The 15,161-nt window shown below is 70.9% G+C and carries 12 protein-coding genes and 1 pseudogene; 4 read left to right on the top strand and 9 right to left on the bottom strand.

Annotated features, from left to right (window positions below):
- Positions 1–88: 88 nt before the first annotated feature.
- The gene (locus ACH4DZ_RS34950; RefSeq protein ID WP_398292057.1) at positions 89–1,057 is read right to left on the bottom strand and encodes a hypothetical protein; all 969 of its coding nucleotides are present in this window, start codon (positions 1,055–1,057) and stop codon (positions 89–91) included.
- A gap of 154 nt (positions 1,058–1,211) precedes the next feature.
- Here ACH4DZ_RS34950 and ACH4DZ_RS34955 point away from each other — a divergent pair, with 154 nt between their 5' ends.
- The 3 genes from ACH4DZ_RS34955 to ACH4DZ_RS34965 are packed head-to-tail and all read left to right on the top strand — an operon-like array spanning position 1,212 to position 3,651.
- Positions 1,212–2,012, top strand: coding sequence for an alpha/beta fold hydrolase (locus ACH4DZ_RS34955; protein ID WP_398292059.1), 801 nt, complete (start codon positions 1,212–1,214; stop codon positions 2,010–2,012).
- A 2-nt stretch (positions 2,013–2,014) separates the two neighbouring features.
- Positions 2,015–3,301: a PP2C family protein-serine/threonine phosphatase gene (locus ACH4DZ_RS34960; RefSeq protein WP_398292295.1), complete on the top strand. Its 1,287-nt coding sequence runs from the start codon at positions 2,015–2,017 to the stop codon at positions 3,299–3,301.
- Entirely contained in the window at positions 3,298–3,651 is a 354-nt protein-coding gene (locus tag ACH4DZ_RS34965) for an STAS domain-containing protein (protein ID WP_398292061.1), read from the top strand. Before ACH4DZ_RS34960 ends, ACH4DZ_RS34965 begins: the two co-directional genes overlap by 4 nt.
- 118 nt (positions 3,652–3,769) lie before the next feature.
- On the opposite strand, the gene ACH4DZ_RS34970 is transcribed toward ACH4DZ_RS34965, so the two are convergent.
- From ACH4DZ_RS34970 to ACH4DZ_RS35005, 8 genes and pseudogenes are all read right to left on the bottom strand, one after another.
- The gene (locus ACH4DZ_RS34970; RefSeq protein WP_398292063.1) at positions 3,770–4,546 is read right to left on the bottom strand and encodes a polysaccharide lyase family 7 protein; all 777 of its coding nucleotides are present in this window, start codon (positions 4,544–4,546) and stop codon (positions 3,770–3,772) included.
- 34 nt (positions 4,547–4,580) lie between these two features.
- A pseudogene (locus tag ACH4DZ_RS34975) lies at positions 4,581–5,444 on the bottom strand (chitinase); the annotation flags it as partial.
- Positions 5,445–5,905: 461 nt separating this feature from the next.
- Positions 5,906–7,138, bottom strand: a complete 1,233-nt coding sequence (locus ACH4DZ_RS34980; RefSeq protein ID WP_398292297.1) for a glycosyltransferase — start codon at positions 7,136–7,138, stop codon at positions 5,906–5,908.
- A gap of 188 nt (positions 7,139–7,326) precedes the next feature.
- Positions 7,327–8,088, bottom strand: coding sequence for an isocitrate lyase/phosphoenolpyruvate mutase family protein (locus ACH4DZ_RS34985; protein WP_398292065.1), 762 nt, complete (start codon positions 8,086–8,088; stop codon positions 7,327–7,329).
- Positions 8,089–8,305: 217 nt separating this feature from the next.
- Positions 8,306–9,634, bottom strand: coding sequence for a glycoside hydrolase family 125 protein (locus tag ACH4DZ_RS34990; RefSeq protein ID WP_398292067.1), 1,329 nt, complete (start codon positions 9,632–9,634; stop codon positions 8,306–8,308).
- 76 nt (positions 9,635–9,710) lie between these two features.
- Positions 9,711–10,754 (bottom strand): LacI family DNA-binding transcriptional regulator, encoded by a 1,044-nt coding sequence (locus ACH4DZ_RS34995; RefSeq protein WP_398292069.1) that lies wholly within the window; start codon positions 10,752–10,754, stop codon positions 9,711–9,713.
- Positions 10,755–10,809: 55 nt separating this feature from the next.
- Positions 10,810–11,763, bottom strand: coding sequence for an ROK family protein (locus ACH4DZ_RS35000; RefSeq protein WP_398292071.1), 954 nt, complete (start codon positions 11,761–11,763; stop codon positions 10,810–10,812).
- Positions 11,760–13,481: a class I mannose-6-phosphate isomerase gene (locus ACH4DZ_RS35005; protein WP_398292073.1), complete on the bottom strand. Its 1,722-nt coding sequence runs from the start codon at positions 13,479–13,481 to the stop codon at positions 11,760–11,762. The genes ACH4DZ_RS35000 and ACH4DZ_RS35005 overlap by 4 nt, the downstream gene beginning before the upstream one ends.
- A gap of 292 nt (positions 13,482–13,773) precedes the next feature.
- On the opposite strand from ACH4DZ_RS35005, the gene ACH4DZ_RS35010 reads away from it, so the two are divergent.
- Positions 13,774–15,087, top strand: coding sequence for an ABC transporter substrate-binding protein (locus tag ACH4DZ_RS35010; RefSeq protein ID WP_398292075.1), 1,314 nt, complete (start codon positions 13,774–13,776; stop codon positions 15,085–15,087).
- Positions 15,088–15,161 lie beyond the last annotated feature (74 nt).

Genomic DNA, 15,161 nt, shown 5'->3' on the forward strand with positions numbered 1-15,161 from the left:
GGCTGCGCGCCCAGCCAGTAGGCGGTGTCGTCCTGCCACACCAACCTCATGCTGCCCACGGTCCGAGCCCGGAGTTCGGCGAGCGCACCTATGGCGCGTCCGAGCGAAGAGCGCGCAGCGTGCGTTCGATGTGACCGTGGAAGTCCCCCTCGTTGTAGTCGGTGGCGGAGGCGGGAGCGGGGCCGGCGGCTGCGGCAGTGAGTTCGGCGACGGCACGGTCGAGCAGCGCGGGCCCGATGCCTGCTCGACCGGCACTGGCGATGCGGGCGAGCGCGGTGGCTGCCGCCCACCGCACCAGTCTGTCCTCGCTGTCCAGATGCGGGGCAAGCCCGGCAGCATGCTCGGGAGTGCCCACGAGGCCGACGGCGACCAGGGCAGTGGCCGCGACTACAGCATCGTGCTCACGCGCAGCGAGAGCGAGCAGACGCGGCACCGTGACGGGCGCGGCTTCGGGGAACCAGGCGCTCAGATAGGCGATCCGGGTACGCAGGCAGGGATCGACGTCGTCGAGCAGGGCCAGGAGACCGGGCAGTTCGGCGAGGACCGCGTCGTACGAGCACAGGGCCGTCCACCGCGCGTCGGGAGAGTTGCCGGCTGCCACCCAGCTCCGTATGTCCAGCAGTTGCCGGCGCTGCTGCTCGTCCGTCTCCACGCCCAGTTGCTCGTCGTACCAGGACAACATCTTCTCCGGGGAGCACTCGGACGCAGCCGCGCGCCAGGCCACCGTGTCGATCCCGGTGGTGAGCCGGTACTCGTCGTACCAGTCGACCGCGAGGCGGGTCAGCAGCCACATCGTGTCCGCACGGGCGGCCGGCGGGCCGGCCACCGCGATCCGGGCCAGGAACGGAATCGCGACCGGCGATGCCTGGCAACGGCTGCCCTGGTGGAAAATGTTGTTGAACAGGCTGCCGAACGCCCTCTCCCGTGCGGCCTCGTCATCCCCGCACAGCGCACGTAGCTGGCCGGGAACATCCTCGGCCGACCCGTACGCGTGCGACAGGCCCGCCCAGTCCACGTCGTCCAGGCCCGCCGGCGATGTCCCGTTCTCAATGATCATGGCGGCAGCATGCCAGGCGTCTGCGACAGCAGCACGTCGTCCCTACGCCGACAAGCGCCGGCGTGCGCCGACACCCATCAGCTGCACGACGCCCGCGCACCGGCGCGCCGGGCCTCTGCCGGGAGTGGAAGGAGGTGATGGGAAACTGGCGGGTATGGATATCGCTCGCAGGAACAACGTCACCGTCACCGGCCGTGCGGGCGGGCCGGTGCTTCTGCTGGCCCATGGATTCGGCTGCGACCAGAACATGTGGCGCCTGGTGGCTCCCGCGCTGGCCGAGCGCTACCAGGTGGTGCTCTTCGACTACGTCGGCTCGGGCCGGGCGGACCCGTCGGCCTGGGACGAGGGGCGTTACAGCTCGCTTGAGGGGTACGCGCTCGATGTGTTGGAAATCTGTGAGGAACTGGACCTGCGAGATGTGACGTTTGTCGGGCATTCGGTCAGCGCGATGGTGGGGGTTCTCGCGGCGGCGAAGGCACCGCGGCGCATCTCCCGTCTGGTGATGGTCGCGCCCTCGCCCCGCTACATCGACGACGACGGCTACCGGGGCGGGTTCAGTGCCGAGGACATCGACGAACTGCTGGAGTCCCTGGAGTCGAACTACCTGGGCTGGTCGGCGGCGATGGCCCCGGTCATCATGGGCAACGCGGACCGGCCGGAACTGGGCCAGGAACTGACCGCCTCGTTCTGCGCGACCGACCCGGACATGGCCCGCGTCTTCGCCCGCACGACGTTTCTGTCCGACAGCCGCAAGGATCTGAGGACGGTCACGGTGCCGACGCTGATCCTGGAGTGCAGGCAGGACATGATCGCTCCGCGGGAGGTCGGCGCCTACGTCCGTGACGTCATCCCGGGCAGCCGGCTGGTGACGCTGGAGGCGACGGGGCACTGCCCGCAGCTGAGCGCGCCGCAGGCCACCACGGGGGCGATCACCGACTTCATCGCGGCGGCCTGATGATGTGCCGCACCGACCGGTCGGTGCCCGAACCGGGTGAGGGGCAGGACGTGGACGCCGCGGACGCGGCGTTCACGTCACTGCTGGAGGACAGCGCCGAGGAACTGTACGAACAGGCCCCCTGCGGTTATCTGTCGACGTTGATGGACGGCACCATCGCGAAGATCAACACCACGCTGCTGGACTGGCTGGGCCTGGCCCGGTCCCAGGTGGTGGGGCGGATGCGGTTCGCCGATCTGCTCACGGTGGGTGGCAAGCTCTACCACGAGACGCACTTCGCACCGCTGCTGCAGATGAAGGGTGAGGTCAGCGGCATCGCCCTGGACATCAAGGCGTCCGCCGGTCTGCGGATGCCGGTGCTGGTCACCTCCAAGGTGAAGACCAGCGAGGACGGCGAGCCGCTGCTGATCCGCACCACCGTCTTCGACGCCCGCGACCGTCGCGCCTACGAGAAGGAACTGCTGCGCGGCCGTCGGACGGCCGAGGAAGCACGCCGGCGGTCCGAAGCCGACCGCGAGCGGCTCCAGGAGGCGCTCGCCGTCCTCCAGCAGAGCCTGCTGCCCGCCGAACTGCCCGAGGTCCCAGGCCTGGAAGCCAGTTCCTATTACCACACGGCCTCCCCCGATTTGCTGGGCGGAGACTTCTACGACCTGTTCCCCCTGGACGCCGGGCGATGGGCGTTCTTCCTCGGCGACGTGTGCGGCAAGGGCCCCCAGGCCGCAGCCGTCACCTCGCTGACCCGTTACACCCTGCGCGCCGCGGCCCTGCACGACGCCGACCCCGTCGCCGTCCTCACCACCTTGAACACCGTGTTGCACGAGCGATACCGAAGCGGCGAGGGCCGCTACTGCACCGCCATATTCGGCGTCCTCGAACCCGACGACGGCCACGCGGGCGTGCACCTGGCCTCCGGCGGACATCCCTCCGCCCTGATTCAGCGCGCGGACGGCAGCGCCGACTACCTCCCCACCCCCGGCGGGCTCCTCATCGGCGTCCTGCCCCGAGCCCCGTTCACCGCCGCCCGCGCCCGGCTCCTGCCCGGCGACACCCTGTTGCTCTACACCGACGGCCTGACCGAAGCCCGTACCGGTCCCGACCGCGCGCTCTACGGCGAGGACGCCCTGCTCGCCTTCACCGCCGCCCAGCCGCCGACAGGCCCTCAGGCGCTGATCACCGCCCTGAGCGGGCTGCTCGCGTCCTTCGGCGACGGCCTCGACGACGACACCGCACTGCTCGCCCTCGGCGTGCCCGCCCCGCTTCCCACCACCACGAGCGAAGACCTGACATGAGCGCACTGACGATCAGCACCCGAGACACCGCCACCGGTCCCGTACTGGAGATCACCGGCGACCTCGACTACGAGACGGCGCCCGAACTGCGCGGGGCTGTCAAGGACCTCACCCTTGCCGCGGGGCAACTGCTGGTCCTGGATCTGGCCGGTCTGGACTTCTGCGACTCCAGCGGGATCAGCGCTCTGCTGTCGGCCCGGAGCCTGGCCATCGGACAAGGTGGCCACATAGCCCTGGCCGCGGTCCCCGCCAACACCGCCCGCATCCTGGGCGTCGTCGGCCTGGACCAGGTCTTCACCATCCACCCCGACGCCGCCACGGTCACCGCGCGTAACTCCGCCGCCCGCTGAACCTGCGCTGCCCTGCTCCATGCCGGGCTCGAAGTACTCGACGCACCGGCCGTCACACCAGTACTGGAACAAGCTCGGCCCGGGGGTACGCACCCATGGCACGCACCCCCGGCCAGGGTCAGTTGTGGGAGACCGTCAGGCCGTAGAAGGCGACTCGGGCCCCCTTGGTGGTGCTGTCCGATGAGGACTGGTTGTAGGAACCGGCCTTGAAGTACTGCTTGTACGGGTCGAACGAGGTCGGGATCGTGTAGTGCGTGGTGCTTCCGTTGACGGTCAGGTCGATGGTCCGGCCGCCGGAGACGGCTATGGAGTACGTCCAGGTCTTGCCGAGGGATACGTGACCGACGGTGTGCGGTGTCTGGCCACCGGCGGGTGAGTTCTCGATACCGGCAACGATGTCGCCGTTCGCCCGGTAGTACAGCTCGACGAGCGGCTTGGTGGAGGACCCTCCGGAACCGAGGTGGATCTGGCCCACGCACACGTTGGAGGTCACCGACACCACGCGCAGGGTCGCGTTCATACGGTGACTGCCGCTGAGCGACCAGTCGGCGGCGCCGCCGTTGCGGTTCATCTCCCGCAGTTCGGAGCGGGCGTACTTGGAGTTGGGCGTGGTGACGCCCTTCTCGGGGGCCCAGAAGGTCATCGCTCCGTCCCGGGTGTCGGTGTAGAAGTACGAGTCCTGGAAGCCGTTCGCACCCTGGAGCCGGGACGAGGAGATGGTGGTCGGTGAGCCCGGAGAGCCGACGGGCTCCTGCAACTGCCATACGGAGAGGTCGAAGTTGCCGCCCGGGGCCTTGTTCGGGTCGGCCGCGGCGGCGCTGCCGGTGCTCAGGACGGCGATCGTACCGACGAGTCCCGCGACCGTGGCGGTGGCCAGTGCTTTGAAGCGCATCATGTGAGGTCCTTCGACGACGGGGAACAGTGGGGGGTCAGCCGGTGTACTGGGCGAAGACGCGGGTGTAGTCCCAGGCGGCCTGGGCGACGCCGGAGCAACTCTCGGAGTCGCCGCCGGTGCAGGGCCGGTCGCGGTTCGCGGACCAGAAGGTGAGCCGGGCCAGGTGATGCTGCTGGGCGTAGCCGAGGATGGTGCGGAAGTCGGCGACGGTGACCTTCTCGTTCTGGTCGGTGACGCCGTTCATGGAGGAGATGCCCATGGTCCGGTAGGCCTGGTCGTCGCTGTAGCCGTACGCCTGCTTCAGCGCGGTCTTCAGGCCTTCGGCGGCGCGCAGGGTCAGGGTGCCCATGTTCTGGCTTCCGCCGTCGAAGTCGAAGGGCATGATGGTCCAGCTGTCGGCCGACAGGCCCGATGCGGCGGCGCGCTTGATGAGGCTGGTGTCGGGGCCGCTCTGCCCGGTGCCGATGGTGATGTGGACCTTCAGGCCCGGATTGCGGGACTTGACGGTCTTCAGGGCGTCGACGGTGCGCTGCTGCACGGTGGGGCTGTCGTACGCGGCGGCCTCGATGTCGATGTCGATGACCTTGAGCGTGTAGGCGTCGACGACCTTCTGGTAGGCGGTGGCGAGTTCGCTCGCGCTGGAGCAGGAGCTCTCCAGCTTGTTGCCGCTGTATCCGCCGAACGACGGGATGGCGTCGCCGCCGCCGTTGCGGATCGTGGTGATGGTGCGCTGGTCGACGCCGCCGGTGAGCGGGCGGCTGCCGTCCCACTGCGGGTTGCAGTAGCCGTTGCTGAGGATGAAGGCGGGGGTGAACGACTTCACGCCGGTGGCCTGGGTGATCGTCGTCGGGCTGGGCGGGTTGCCCCAGCCGTTGTAGAGGTACGGGGCGACGGCGGTCGAGGTGGCCGCGGGGGCGGCGTCGGCGTGCGGGGCGGCGAGGAGACCCGCCGTCAGGGGCAGGGCCGCCAGGGCGAGTCCGCCGCGCAGGGTGTGGGAACGGACATGCTTTCGCACGGTCATGGGGGTGATCGCAGCCTTTCGTCAGAATCAGACGGTGGGGGAGGCTCGTTCACGTCAGTGAACGATGAGTTCACCTATGAACACGCGGTGTGCGGAAGAACGTAAAGGTCTGAACCAACGACGTCAAGAGGTTCGGAGCAGGACGACAACTGGGTCCCCGGTCTCACTCGTGGCACCCACGTCCGTCCACGCCGCGCCAAGCGCGGCGCCGCGCAGGGGCGTTACGGCCCAGGGGCACCGCGCACCAGGTGATGTCGACGGCGACACCGCCCTGGCCGGATGCATGGCTGCGCGCGCCGACGACTGCCCGGCCCGCCTGCCCCACTCGGTCGGTGGCTTCAGGCTCCGGCCAGCCGGTCCACGGCGGTGAGGACGGGCCGTACACCGTCCTCACCACCGAGCCGGCCCGACAGCTCCTTCGCGCGCTCCGCGTAGGCGGGTTCGGTCACGGCCCGTGCCACGGCGGCACCGAGAGCGTCGGAGGTGAGCCCGCGCAGTGGAACCGCCGCCGGGGCCACCCCGAGCGAGACGAGCCGGGCCGCCCAGAACGCCTCGTCGAACTGGATCGGCACCGGCACGGCCGGAACGCCGGCACGCAGCGTCGCCCCGGTCGTCCCGGCACCCGCGTGATGGACCACCGCGGCCATCCGCGGGAAGAGCGCCGCGTGCGGGACCTCGTCGACGGTGAACATGTCGTCGCCGGTGGCGGACAGCCCGGCCCAGCCCCGCTGCACGACACCCCGGACCCCGGCCGCGCGCAGGGCCCGCACGACCTCCCCACCCAGCCGCTCCGCATCCGGCACGGTGGCGCTCCCCAGCCCGAAGAAGACCGGCGGCGGCCCGGCATCGAGGAAGTCCCGCAGCGCGAACGGGAGTTGACAGTCCCGGTCGTACGGCCACCAGTACCCGGCGACGCCGAGCCCGGTTCGCCAGTCGCGGGGTCTGGGTACCACCAGCGGGCTGAACCCGTGCTGCACCTGCCAGTCGCGCCGCTCGCGGGCCCGGCGGGCGGCATACGAGCCGAGCGGCGGCAGATCGAGCCGGGTCCGCAACGCCCGCGTCGCACCGGCGAAGATCTGCTCCACGGCCATGTTGACGGCACGCCCCGCGAGCCGATTGCCCGCCGCCCCCAGGGACCGTGTGCCGGTCACCGGCGGTGCGAACTCCCTTGTCGGCGCCAGCGGTTGCAGGTAGACGCCCATGCTCGGCAGGCCGTGTCCCTCGGCGACGGCGTGACCGAGGGGCCCCAGCGAACTCGACAACAGCAGCACGTCGGCCGACCCCGCGGCGGCCACCAGGTCGTCCGTCATCTCCTCCACGAGCGACCGTGTCATCGCGACCATCCGCGCCAGTTTGCCGATCCCGGTGGCACTGCGGTGCAGAGCGCGCCCGCGTGGGGACTCCAGCTCGGCCCGCGGGTCCACCGGCAGGGGATGGAAGCCCAGCCCCGCGGACGCGACCATACCTTCGAAGCAGGCATGCGTCACCACCGTGACCTCGTGCCCGGCTTCCGCCAGCCCGCGCCCAAGTCCCGTGTACGGCGCGGCGTCGCCCCGCGAACCCGCCGTCATGATCGCTACTCGCACGCGGGCCAGTATGGCGCCGACGGCGGACAGACTCCTCCTGCCCCGCCGAGGCCGAGGTCCGAACACGACAGGTACGAGCCGGTCGACACCTGGGTGCCGACTGTCGCCGTACAGCCAACGCAGTTGCGCGTCGGGCGCCCTTCCTCAAGTGCGCCCGACGCTCGATCAACCCGTCAGGGCGCCCACGGCCCGAGCATGTCCTTCATCGTGTCCGTCAACGCGATCTGCAGCAGCGGACCGTAGGTGATCCGACCGACGCCGAGACGGCGGAAGCGCTCAAGGTCGTGCTTGACGGGATGGGCCGTGGAATTCACGGGAATGGCGACGGCGCCGGTCACCGCCGTGAGCAGGTCGTCGTTGTCCTGGATGGCCACCGGGTAGACGCTGTCGGCGCCGGCCTGCTCCATGGCCCGCAGTCGCTCGATCGCCTCGTCGAGGACACCGGAGGCATCCTTCGCGTGCAGGAAGAGGTCGGTACGCCCGTTGACCCAGACCGGGACGCCCGCGTCGTCAGCCGCCGCGCGCAGGCCGGCGATGTAACTCGCGTGCTCCTGCGTGCTGCGCACGCGTCCGCCGTCCGAGTGGACGGTGTCCTCGATGTTGAGACCGACGCCGCCGACCTCGATGAGTCCGGCGACGAGATCCGCGGGCTTCTGTCCGTACCCGGCCTCCAGGTCCACGGACACGGGGACGTCGACCGCCGCGATGATCGGCCCGACGGCGGCGAGTACTTCCTCGAAGGTCTGCCCCTCGTGGTCCTCGGCCCCCCGGGAGTCGGCGAGTGGATGGCTGCCGATCGTCAGCGCGGGAAATCCTGCGCCGGCTGCCGTCCGCGCCGACCAGGCGTCCCAGACGGTCGGAAGCACGAGCGGCTTGTACTCGGCATGCAGCTGCTTGAGGCGTTGAGCACGCTCAACTGTGGTGCGAAAGTCCATGTCGAGAACGCTACCCCCGGATCGCCGCGAACAACGAGCCTGCTGGGCGTAGCCCGGTGACGGGGAGGTGCGGCACGACTCCCTGCCGAGCCGGCGGCGCGTCGGCCACCCCGCCTCCAGCAGCCACGGTCGGCCGGGGGCCCGCGGGTGGTGTGCCGGGGCGCGCACCGGCCCGCCGCGGCCGTGCGAGGTCACGGCCCGCAGGACACCGAGCGGTTCACGCCGGAGGGGCGGGCGGATGTGGAGAGGCGCCGGACCACAAGGGGCGGGTCCCGAGGCCGGCCACGTCCAGGGCGAGTTCCGCGTACATCGCGTTGGCCCAGGAGAACCAGTGGCGGGTGAACCGGTGCGGGTCGTCCTTGTGGAAGGACTCGTGCATGGCGCCGGTGCCCGCGTCGGTGTCCGCCAGCGTGCGCAGCGCCGCGAGCCGCGCCTGGTCGTCGTCGCTGGTCAGCCCCTCCACCGCGAGGGCGATCGGCCAGATGTGGTCCTCGGGGGTGTGCGGGCTGCCCACTCCTTCGGCCGCGCTCCCCCGGTACCAGGTCGGGTTGGCCGGGGAGAGGACGAACTCGCGCGTGGCGCGGTACAGCGGGTCGGCGGTGGACACGTTCGCGACCAGCGGCAGGGAGAGGAGGCTCGGCATGTTGGCGTCGTCCATCAGGAGGGCGTTGCCGAGTCCGTCCACCTCGTAGGCGTAGATCGTGCCGTGGTCGGGGTGGTCGACCGTTCCGTGGCGGGCGACCCCTTCGCGCAGTTCGGCCGATAGTGCGGTGGCGTCCTCGGCCAGTGCCCTGTCCCCGACCTGGTGTGCCATCTCGGCCGTCCCGTCGAGGGCGGCGGCCGCGCACAGGTTCGCGGGCACGTTGTACCCGTACGTACAGGCGTCGTCGCTCGGTCTGAATCCGCTCCAGGTCATGCCGGTGCGGGCGACGGGCGTTCCCCGGCCCGCGTGGGGCAGCGTGTCGCTCGCCGGGCCTGACGACCGGGAGAAGCGGTAGGAGGACAGGTGCTCGTGGTCCTGCTCGGTGCGCCACACGGTGAGCACGGTGCGAGCGGTGCGCACCGCCCCGTCGAGGTGGTCGGTGCGGCCGGTGGCCCGCCAGAAGCGGTGGGCGAGCAGGAGCGGAAAGGCCAGGGAGTCGACCTCGTACTTCTCCTCCCACACCCAGGGGTCCTCGCACAGGTCGTCGCCGTCGTGCGCGCGTCCCGACGGTTCGGGGTTGAAGGCGTTCGCGTACGGGGCGCGCCGGATCTGGTCGAACTGCCGCTCCAGTACGGCCGCCACCAGATCCCGCAGGCCCTTGTCGTCCCGCAGGAGCGCGAGGTAGGGCATCAGCTGGGTCGACGAATCGCGCAGCCACATGGCGGGGATGTCGCCGGTCACGACGAACGCACTGCCGTCGGGCATCGTCCTGATGGTGCGCGCGAGGGTGTCGTCCAGACAGCGCACCAGCAGTTGTCCGTGGCGCGGGTCGCCGAGGGCGTCGAGGTGCCGCACCGCGCGCCGAACCAGCGGATGGTCCGCGACACTCGTGGGGAACTGCATGGTCGGCCCTTCTTTTTGACGTGACTTGTTGCGTGACCTGTTACGTGACTTGTCAGGTGACCCGTTACGTGACCTGTTACGTGTCGGTCCGCGGTGTGCCGAGTGCGCGGCCGTCGGCGTGGACGCCGTGGCGGACGACGCGCGTGGGGATCGTGACGCGGCGGGAAGGGGGCTGCTCCGCGTCCTTGTGGCCCAGTCGGTCGATGAGCAGGCGTGCGGCTTCCCGGCCGATCTCGTCGGCGTCGTAGGAGACGAGGGTCAGCGGCAGGCCGAGGACGTCGGACAGGTCGAAGTCGTCGAAGCCCGCCAGGGGCAGGGTGACACCCGACTTGTGCAGGGCCCGGATGGCGCCCTGGCTGATGCGGTTGTTGGTGCAGAACAGCGCCGTGGGGGCGTCGGGCCGGTCCAGCAGTGCGAGGGTCGCCGCCTCGGCTGTCGCCGCGTCGACGAGGCCCTGCCGGATGAGGGCGCTCTCGGGCTCGACGCCGGCCTCGTCGTGTGCCGCCCAGAACCCGCGCAGCCGTTCGGCCCCGGTGTAGAGCGAGGGCGGGTTGCCCAGAAACGCGATGCGGGTGTGCCCCTCGGCCAGCAGACAGGCGGTGGCCTCGCGGGCCCCGTGGAAGTCCTCGACCAGCACGCAGTCGGTGTCGAGTCCGGCGGGCGGCCGTGCGGCGAGCACGACGGGGACGTGGCGCATGGCGGCGGCCAGGTGCTGCTGCCGGCTGCCGGCGGGGACGACGATGAGTCCTTCGACCTGGTGGTCGATGAGTCCGTCGACGAGGCCGGGCTCCCGGTCGGCCTGCTCGGCGGAGTTGCTGAGCACCATCCGGAAGCCGTACTCGGTGGCGACTTCCTGGACGCCGAGCGCGAGACGCGAGTAGAAGGGGTTGGCGAGGTTGGTGACGACCAGGCCGATCATCCCGCTGCCGCCGAGGCGCAGGCTGCGCGCGGTCTCGTTGCGGCGGTAGCCGAGCCGGTCCACCGCGGCGAAGACGCGTTCCCTGGTCGCCTCGGACACACCGGGGTCGTTCTTCAGTACGCGGGAGACGGTCATGGCGCTGACCTGCGCGAGCTTCCCGACGTCATGCATGGTCGGCCCGCCGCCTCGACGAGCGGTCATGCCCGTTCCCCCTTCTTCGTCGGCCTGCCGCGGCGACCTCGCCCGGGACCGGTCCTCATGAAGTGCCCCCCGTGCGCCGGACCCAGTGCGCGGCCCCGATCAGCGGTGCCGACGCGGGCTGCCGGGCCTGCAGAACGCGTACGGGCGACCTGTCGGCCCGAGCCAGTCCCCGGGTGAACGCGGGATGGATCAAATCCCACGACTGCGCCATGGAACCGCCTACGACGACCGCGGTGGCCTCGAAACGGTCGATCCACGGGGCCAGGGCCCTGCCGAGGGCGTCGAAAGCGTAGCGGAAGGCCTCCGACGCGGCGGTGTCGCCCTGCTCGGCCGCCGCGGCGATCTCGTGGACGTCCGGCAGGGCGAGCTCCTGGCTCGGGTCCGGCTCCCGGTGCGGAGCCGCGAGCCGGGCGTGGTGGAGGCGGATGGCACGGCGCGAGACCGTCTCCTCCAGCGGGCGGCCGTCGATGTCCAGCCGGTGCACGTGGCCGCCGGGCGGCACGTCGGGGCCGTCGTGCACGGGCAGTCCGGTCCGCAGGAAGGAGGAGCCGATGCCGGTGCCCAGTGTCAGGCACACCACCCGGTCGTGTCCCTCGGCCGCCCCGGCCCGGTGCTCGCCGAGGGCGAAGGCGTCGGCGTCGTTGAGGAAGCACAGCCGCTCGGCCCGCTCCTGCAGCCGCCGGCGCAGTCCGGCGCCCACGTTCACGCCGGACAGGGACTCGAACTTGCCGATACCCGTGAAACGGCCGATCCCGGTGTCGTAGTCGAAGGGTCCGGGCATCGCCACGCCCCAGGACGGGCCGTGTCCGACCGGCAGTTGGAGCGCGGTACGGGCGATGTCGTCGAGGATGCCGTCGGCGGCCTCGTGCGAACCGAGCGGTCTGCGGATCACCGAGGACGCGACGGGTCGGCCGGTCGCGGGGTCGACGAGCGCGGCGGTGACGTGCGTACCGCCGACGTCGAGGACGGGAACCGGCACGGTCGGCCGGCCCGTGGGGGCCACGCTCACGGCTCGACCACCAGCGCCTTCACGATCCGCACCTCGTCGCCGCCCACGGAACGCACGCGGTAGGGGCCCACCGCGGCGGGGACCGTGAGGGTCTCCGCGAAGGCCAGGAAGTGGCTGCGTCCGTCGTGGGTCTCGACGACGGCGCCCTGGCCGGCGGCGACGTTGAGGATGTGGAAGCGGCCCGCGGTGTCGTCGGGGATGCCGGCCCCCGGGGCGACGACCAGACGGTGGACCGCGTAGAACATCTCGGGCAGCGCGCCGATGACCTCCTCGCGCCAGCCCTCGCCGGCGCGCAGCGTACGCGGCTGCTGGATCAGGTCCTTCACCACGTCCTCCCCCCGCCGTGCCGTGTCCAGGTTGGCGAAGGCGTGCTCGTAGGGCAACGGCCGGGACGCGCCGGCGGCGTCCTTGCGCAGCCAGTCGTACAGGCGCAGGGAGTACAGGTACGGGGTCGCGCTCACCTCAAGGACCAGGTTGCCGGCACCGGAGGCGTGCGGGGTGCCCGCGGGGATCATGAACAGCTGGCCCTGGACCGACGGGTGCGTCTGGATGTGGTCCTGGACGGGCAGCGGGGTGCCGTCGGCGATGGCCTCCTCCACCTGGCGGCGCATGGCCTCGGGGTCCGCGTCCTCGGTGAGTCCGAGCAGCACGCGGGCGCCGTCCTCGTTCGCCGTGACGTAGTACGTCTCGTGCTGGGTGTACGGCCAGCCGAACACCTCCCGCATGTACTGCTCGCGCGGATGGAGGTGCAGGGAGAGGTTGCCGCCGCCCATCGTGTCGAGGTAGTCGAAGCGGATCGGGAAGGAGGTGCCGAACCGGCGGTGCACCTCCTCGCCGAGCATGGCCTCGGGATGCTCGACGCACAGCAGCTGGAACGGGATCTCGACCTGCGCCGCGCCCTTCTCGCCGACGAGGACCCCCGCCTCGGGAGCGATCAGTTCGTAGCCGAGGGCGGTGTTGCCTGCCTGCGGGGTGAAGCCCAGTTCGCTCGCCGCCCACTGGCCGCCCCAGGGCGTGGAGTTGAAGTACGGGCGGGTGCGGACGGGCCCGTGGGCCAGGTGGCGCAGTGTGCCGCGCAGCGCGGTGCCGTCCAGGGAGGCGGGGGCCGCCGGGTCCTGCGTGTCGATCCACCGGTCGATCCGGCCGGCGATCGCGTCGCGGTGGCGGTCCGACACGGGCCAGTCGGTGTAGAAGAGCCGCACCAGGTCGCCCGGCTCGCCGGGCCGCCCGAGGTTGGCGCCGACCGGCAGCCCGCCCTTGCCGACAGCGGCTTCGGCGTACCGCTTCGGCAGGTCGGCGTACCAGAGCAGGTCCGGTTCGCAGAGCGCCGCGCCCGGCCCGAAGACCAGCAGCACTCCGTCGCCCACCGGCTTTTCCGGCCGGGGCACGGAGTCGAAGAGATCCGCGACACCCGCCTGCGAGAGCGGGGTGAAGAACGGATCGTCGGCGGGGTGCGGCGGGGCTGCGATCCGTTCGGCGGCGGAGGGCGCGTAGTGATCGCGTACGTCCCACGGCTGTGCCGGTCGACCCGCGAGGCGCACGGCCGCCGTGAGGCCGTCGGCCAGGGCGTCCCAGTCCAGCGCGGCAGGACCGTCCACGGCCAGGACGAGCGGACCGGGTGGCAGTGCGGCGACCGCGGCCGGCCACCCCTCGGTCACCCGCCCGTCGACCGGTTCGTAACTGGGGTGGGGGTCGTACGAACGAGACGCGGACTGCACATCTGCTCCTCAGTAGGTTCTGTCGGTGCGTTAACGATAACAATGCCTGTCCGAGAGAGTCCATCCTCGATCGGTGGTCATTTGAACGGACACACAACCTCGCAAGCTGGCACTTTCGCTGGTCGTGCATCCCTTTCCGCTTCTTCCGTCTTACAGACCCTTGCCACTGCGGAGATGTTGTCGTTAACTTCCACGCAACACCCACTCGGCAACCCCGGGCGTTCCGGGACACACCTGTGCCCTGTGGTTCACATCCGGCCATGCACATGGCTCGCTTCCGTGAAGGTGATCAATGTCAGCATCGGGCAGGACCCGAAGTGCGGCCGCGCCGCTCACCCGGCGACGCCTTCTCGCCGGGATGGCCGCGGGCGCGGCCACGCTCGCCGCGGGGGGCTGCGCCCGCGGAGACAGCACGTCGGCGCAGCCGGGGACCACGAGCATCTCCAACGACAACGCCACCTGGGACGACGGCTACCGGGCGGCCGGCCGTGAACTGGAGAAGATCACCGGCTACGCGCTGCGGCCGTTGTCGAACCCCTCGGTGACCTCGTACCAGCAGGTCGTACAAATGACGCTGCAGACCTCGAAGGCCACCGACCTGGTCAAGTGGGCCTCGGGTTACCAGCTCAAGCGGCTGGCCCGGGCCGGCGGACTCACGGACCTGTCGGGCGTCTGGGGCAAGTACCAGGCGAAGGGATGGGTGCGCGGCGCCTCGCGGGACGCGGTGTCGTACCGCGGGAAGGTGTACGGCATCCCGCTGTACGAGTCGTACTACGTGCTGTTCTACAGCAAGCCGGTGTTCAAGAGGCTCGGGCTGTCCGAGCCGCGGAGCTGGGACGAACTGCTGCACTGCGCCGAGGTCCTCAAGCGCAACAGGATCACGCCGTTCCTGGCCAGTCAGGTCGGCGGCTGGCCCGCGATCGAGTGGTTCCAGGAACTGGTCACCAAGGTCGATCCGCGGTTCTACCAGAAACTGGTCACCGGCGAGGCCTCGTACACCGACGACCCGGCCCGCGAGGCGATGGACATCTGGCACGACTTCATGCGCAAGGGCTGGATGACGTCGCCCGACTTCGACCAGGCGCGCGGCCCGGGTGCGCTCAAGGCCGGGACGGTCGGCATGTTCCTGCACGGCACCTGGCAGGCCCAGGGCATGACCGCGGCGGGCATGAAGCCGGGTGCGGACTACGGGGCGTTCATCCTGCCCACCGTGCGGTCCGCGACGCCGAAGAGCGTGATCGCCGAGTCGGGCGTCTTCACGGTGCCCGCCCGCGCCTCCTCGCACGACGCCGCCCTGGCGAACGTCGGGGCGTGGCTCGCCCCGCCCGTCCAGCGGGTGTGGAGCGACTTCCTGCAGGACAGTTCCGCCAACCCGACGGTCCGGTCGGACAACCCCGTCGTGGCCGAGCTGCAGCGCGACGTCGCCAAGGAACGCCGGATCCCGTTGATCCGCTACTGGGAGGCCAGCCCGCCGAGCCTCATCCAGGGCAACACCAACGACCTGGGCGGGTTCATGGCCGGGCAGACCTCACCGGAGACCACGCTGCGCCGGATGCAGGAGCGTGCACAAGACGAATGGGCAGCCTGGAGGCGCGACGAGGCATGAGCACTTCTACGACCGACCGACCCGCCACCGGCGGGAGCAGACAAACACCGCCCGTCGGCGGGGACCCGCGTCCC

Origin of the sequence: Streptomyces sp. NPDC017991 (genome assembly GCF_044328075.1) — a bacterium.
Classification (GTDB): domain Bacteria; phylum Actinomycetota; class Actinomycetes; order Streptomycetales; family Streptomycetaceae; genus Streptomyces.

Coding starts and splice junctions, on each gene's coding strand:
- ACH4DZ_RS34950 (WP_398292057.1), bottom strand. CDS start 1,057: ATGATCATTGAGAACGGGACATCGCCGGCGGGCCTGGACGACGTGGAC.
- ACH4DZ_RS34970 (WP_398292063.1), bottom strand. CDS start 4,546: ATGATGCGCTTCAAAGCACTGGCCACCGCCACGGTCGCGGGACTCGTC.
- ACH4DZ_RS34980 (WP_398292297.1), bottom strand. CDS start 7,138: ATGACGGCGGGTTCGCGGGGCGACGCCGCGCCGTACACGGGACTTGGG.
- ACH4DZ_RS34960 (WP_398292295.1), top strand. CDS start 2,015: ATGTGCCGCACCGACCGGTCGGTGCCCGAACCGGGTGAGGGGCAGGAC.
- ACH4DZ_RS34995 (WP_398292069.1), bottom strand. CDS start 10,754: ATGACCGCTCGTCGAGGCGGCGGGCCGACCATGCATGACGTCGGGAAG.
- ACH4DZ_RS34985 (WP_398292065.1), bottom strand. CDS start 8,088: ATGGACTTTCGCACCACAGTTGAGCGTGCTCAACGCCTCAAGCAGCTG.
- ACH4DZ_RS34955 (WP_398292059.1), top strand. CDS start 1,212: ATGGATATCGCTCGCAGGAACAACGTCACCGTCACCGGCCGTGCGGGC.
- ACH4DZ_RS35010 (WP_398292075.1), top strand. CDS start 13,774: ATGTCAGCATCGGGCAGGACCCGAAGTGCGGCCGCGCCGCTCACCCGG.
- ACH4DZ_RS34965 (WP_398292061.1), top strand. CDS start 3,298: ATGAGCGCACTGACGATCAGCACCCGAGACACCGCCACCGGTCCCGTA.
- ACH4DZ_RS34990 (WP_398292067.1), bottom strand. CDS start 9,634: ATGCAGTTCCCCACGAGTGTCGCGGACCATCCGCTGGTTCGGCGCGCG.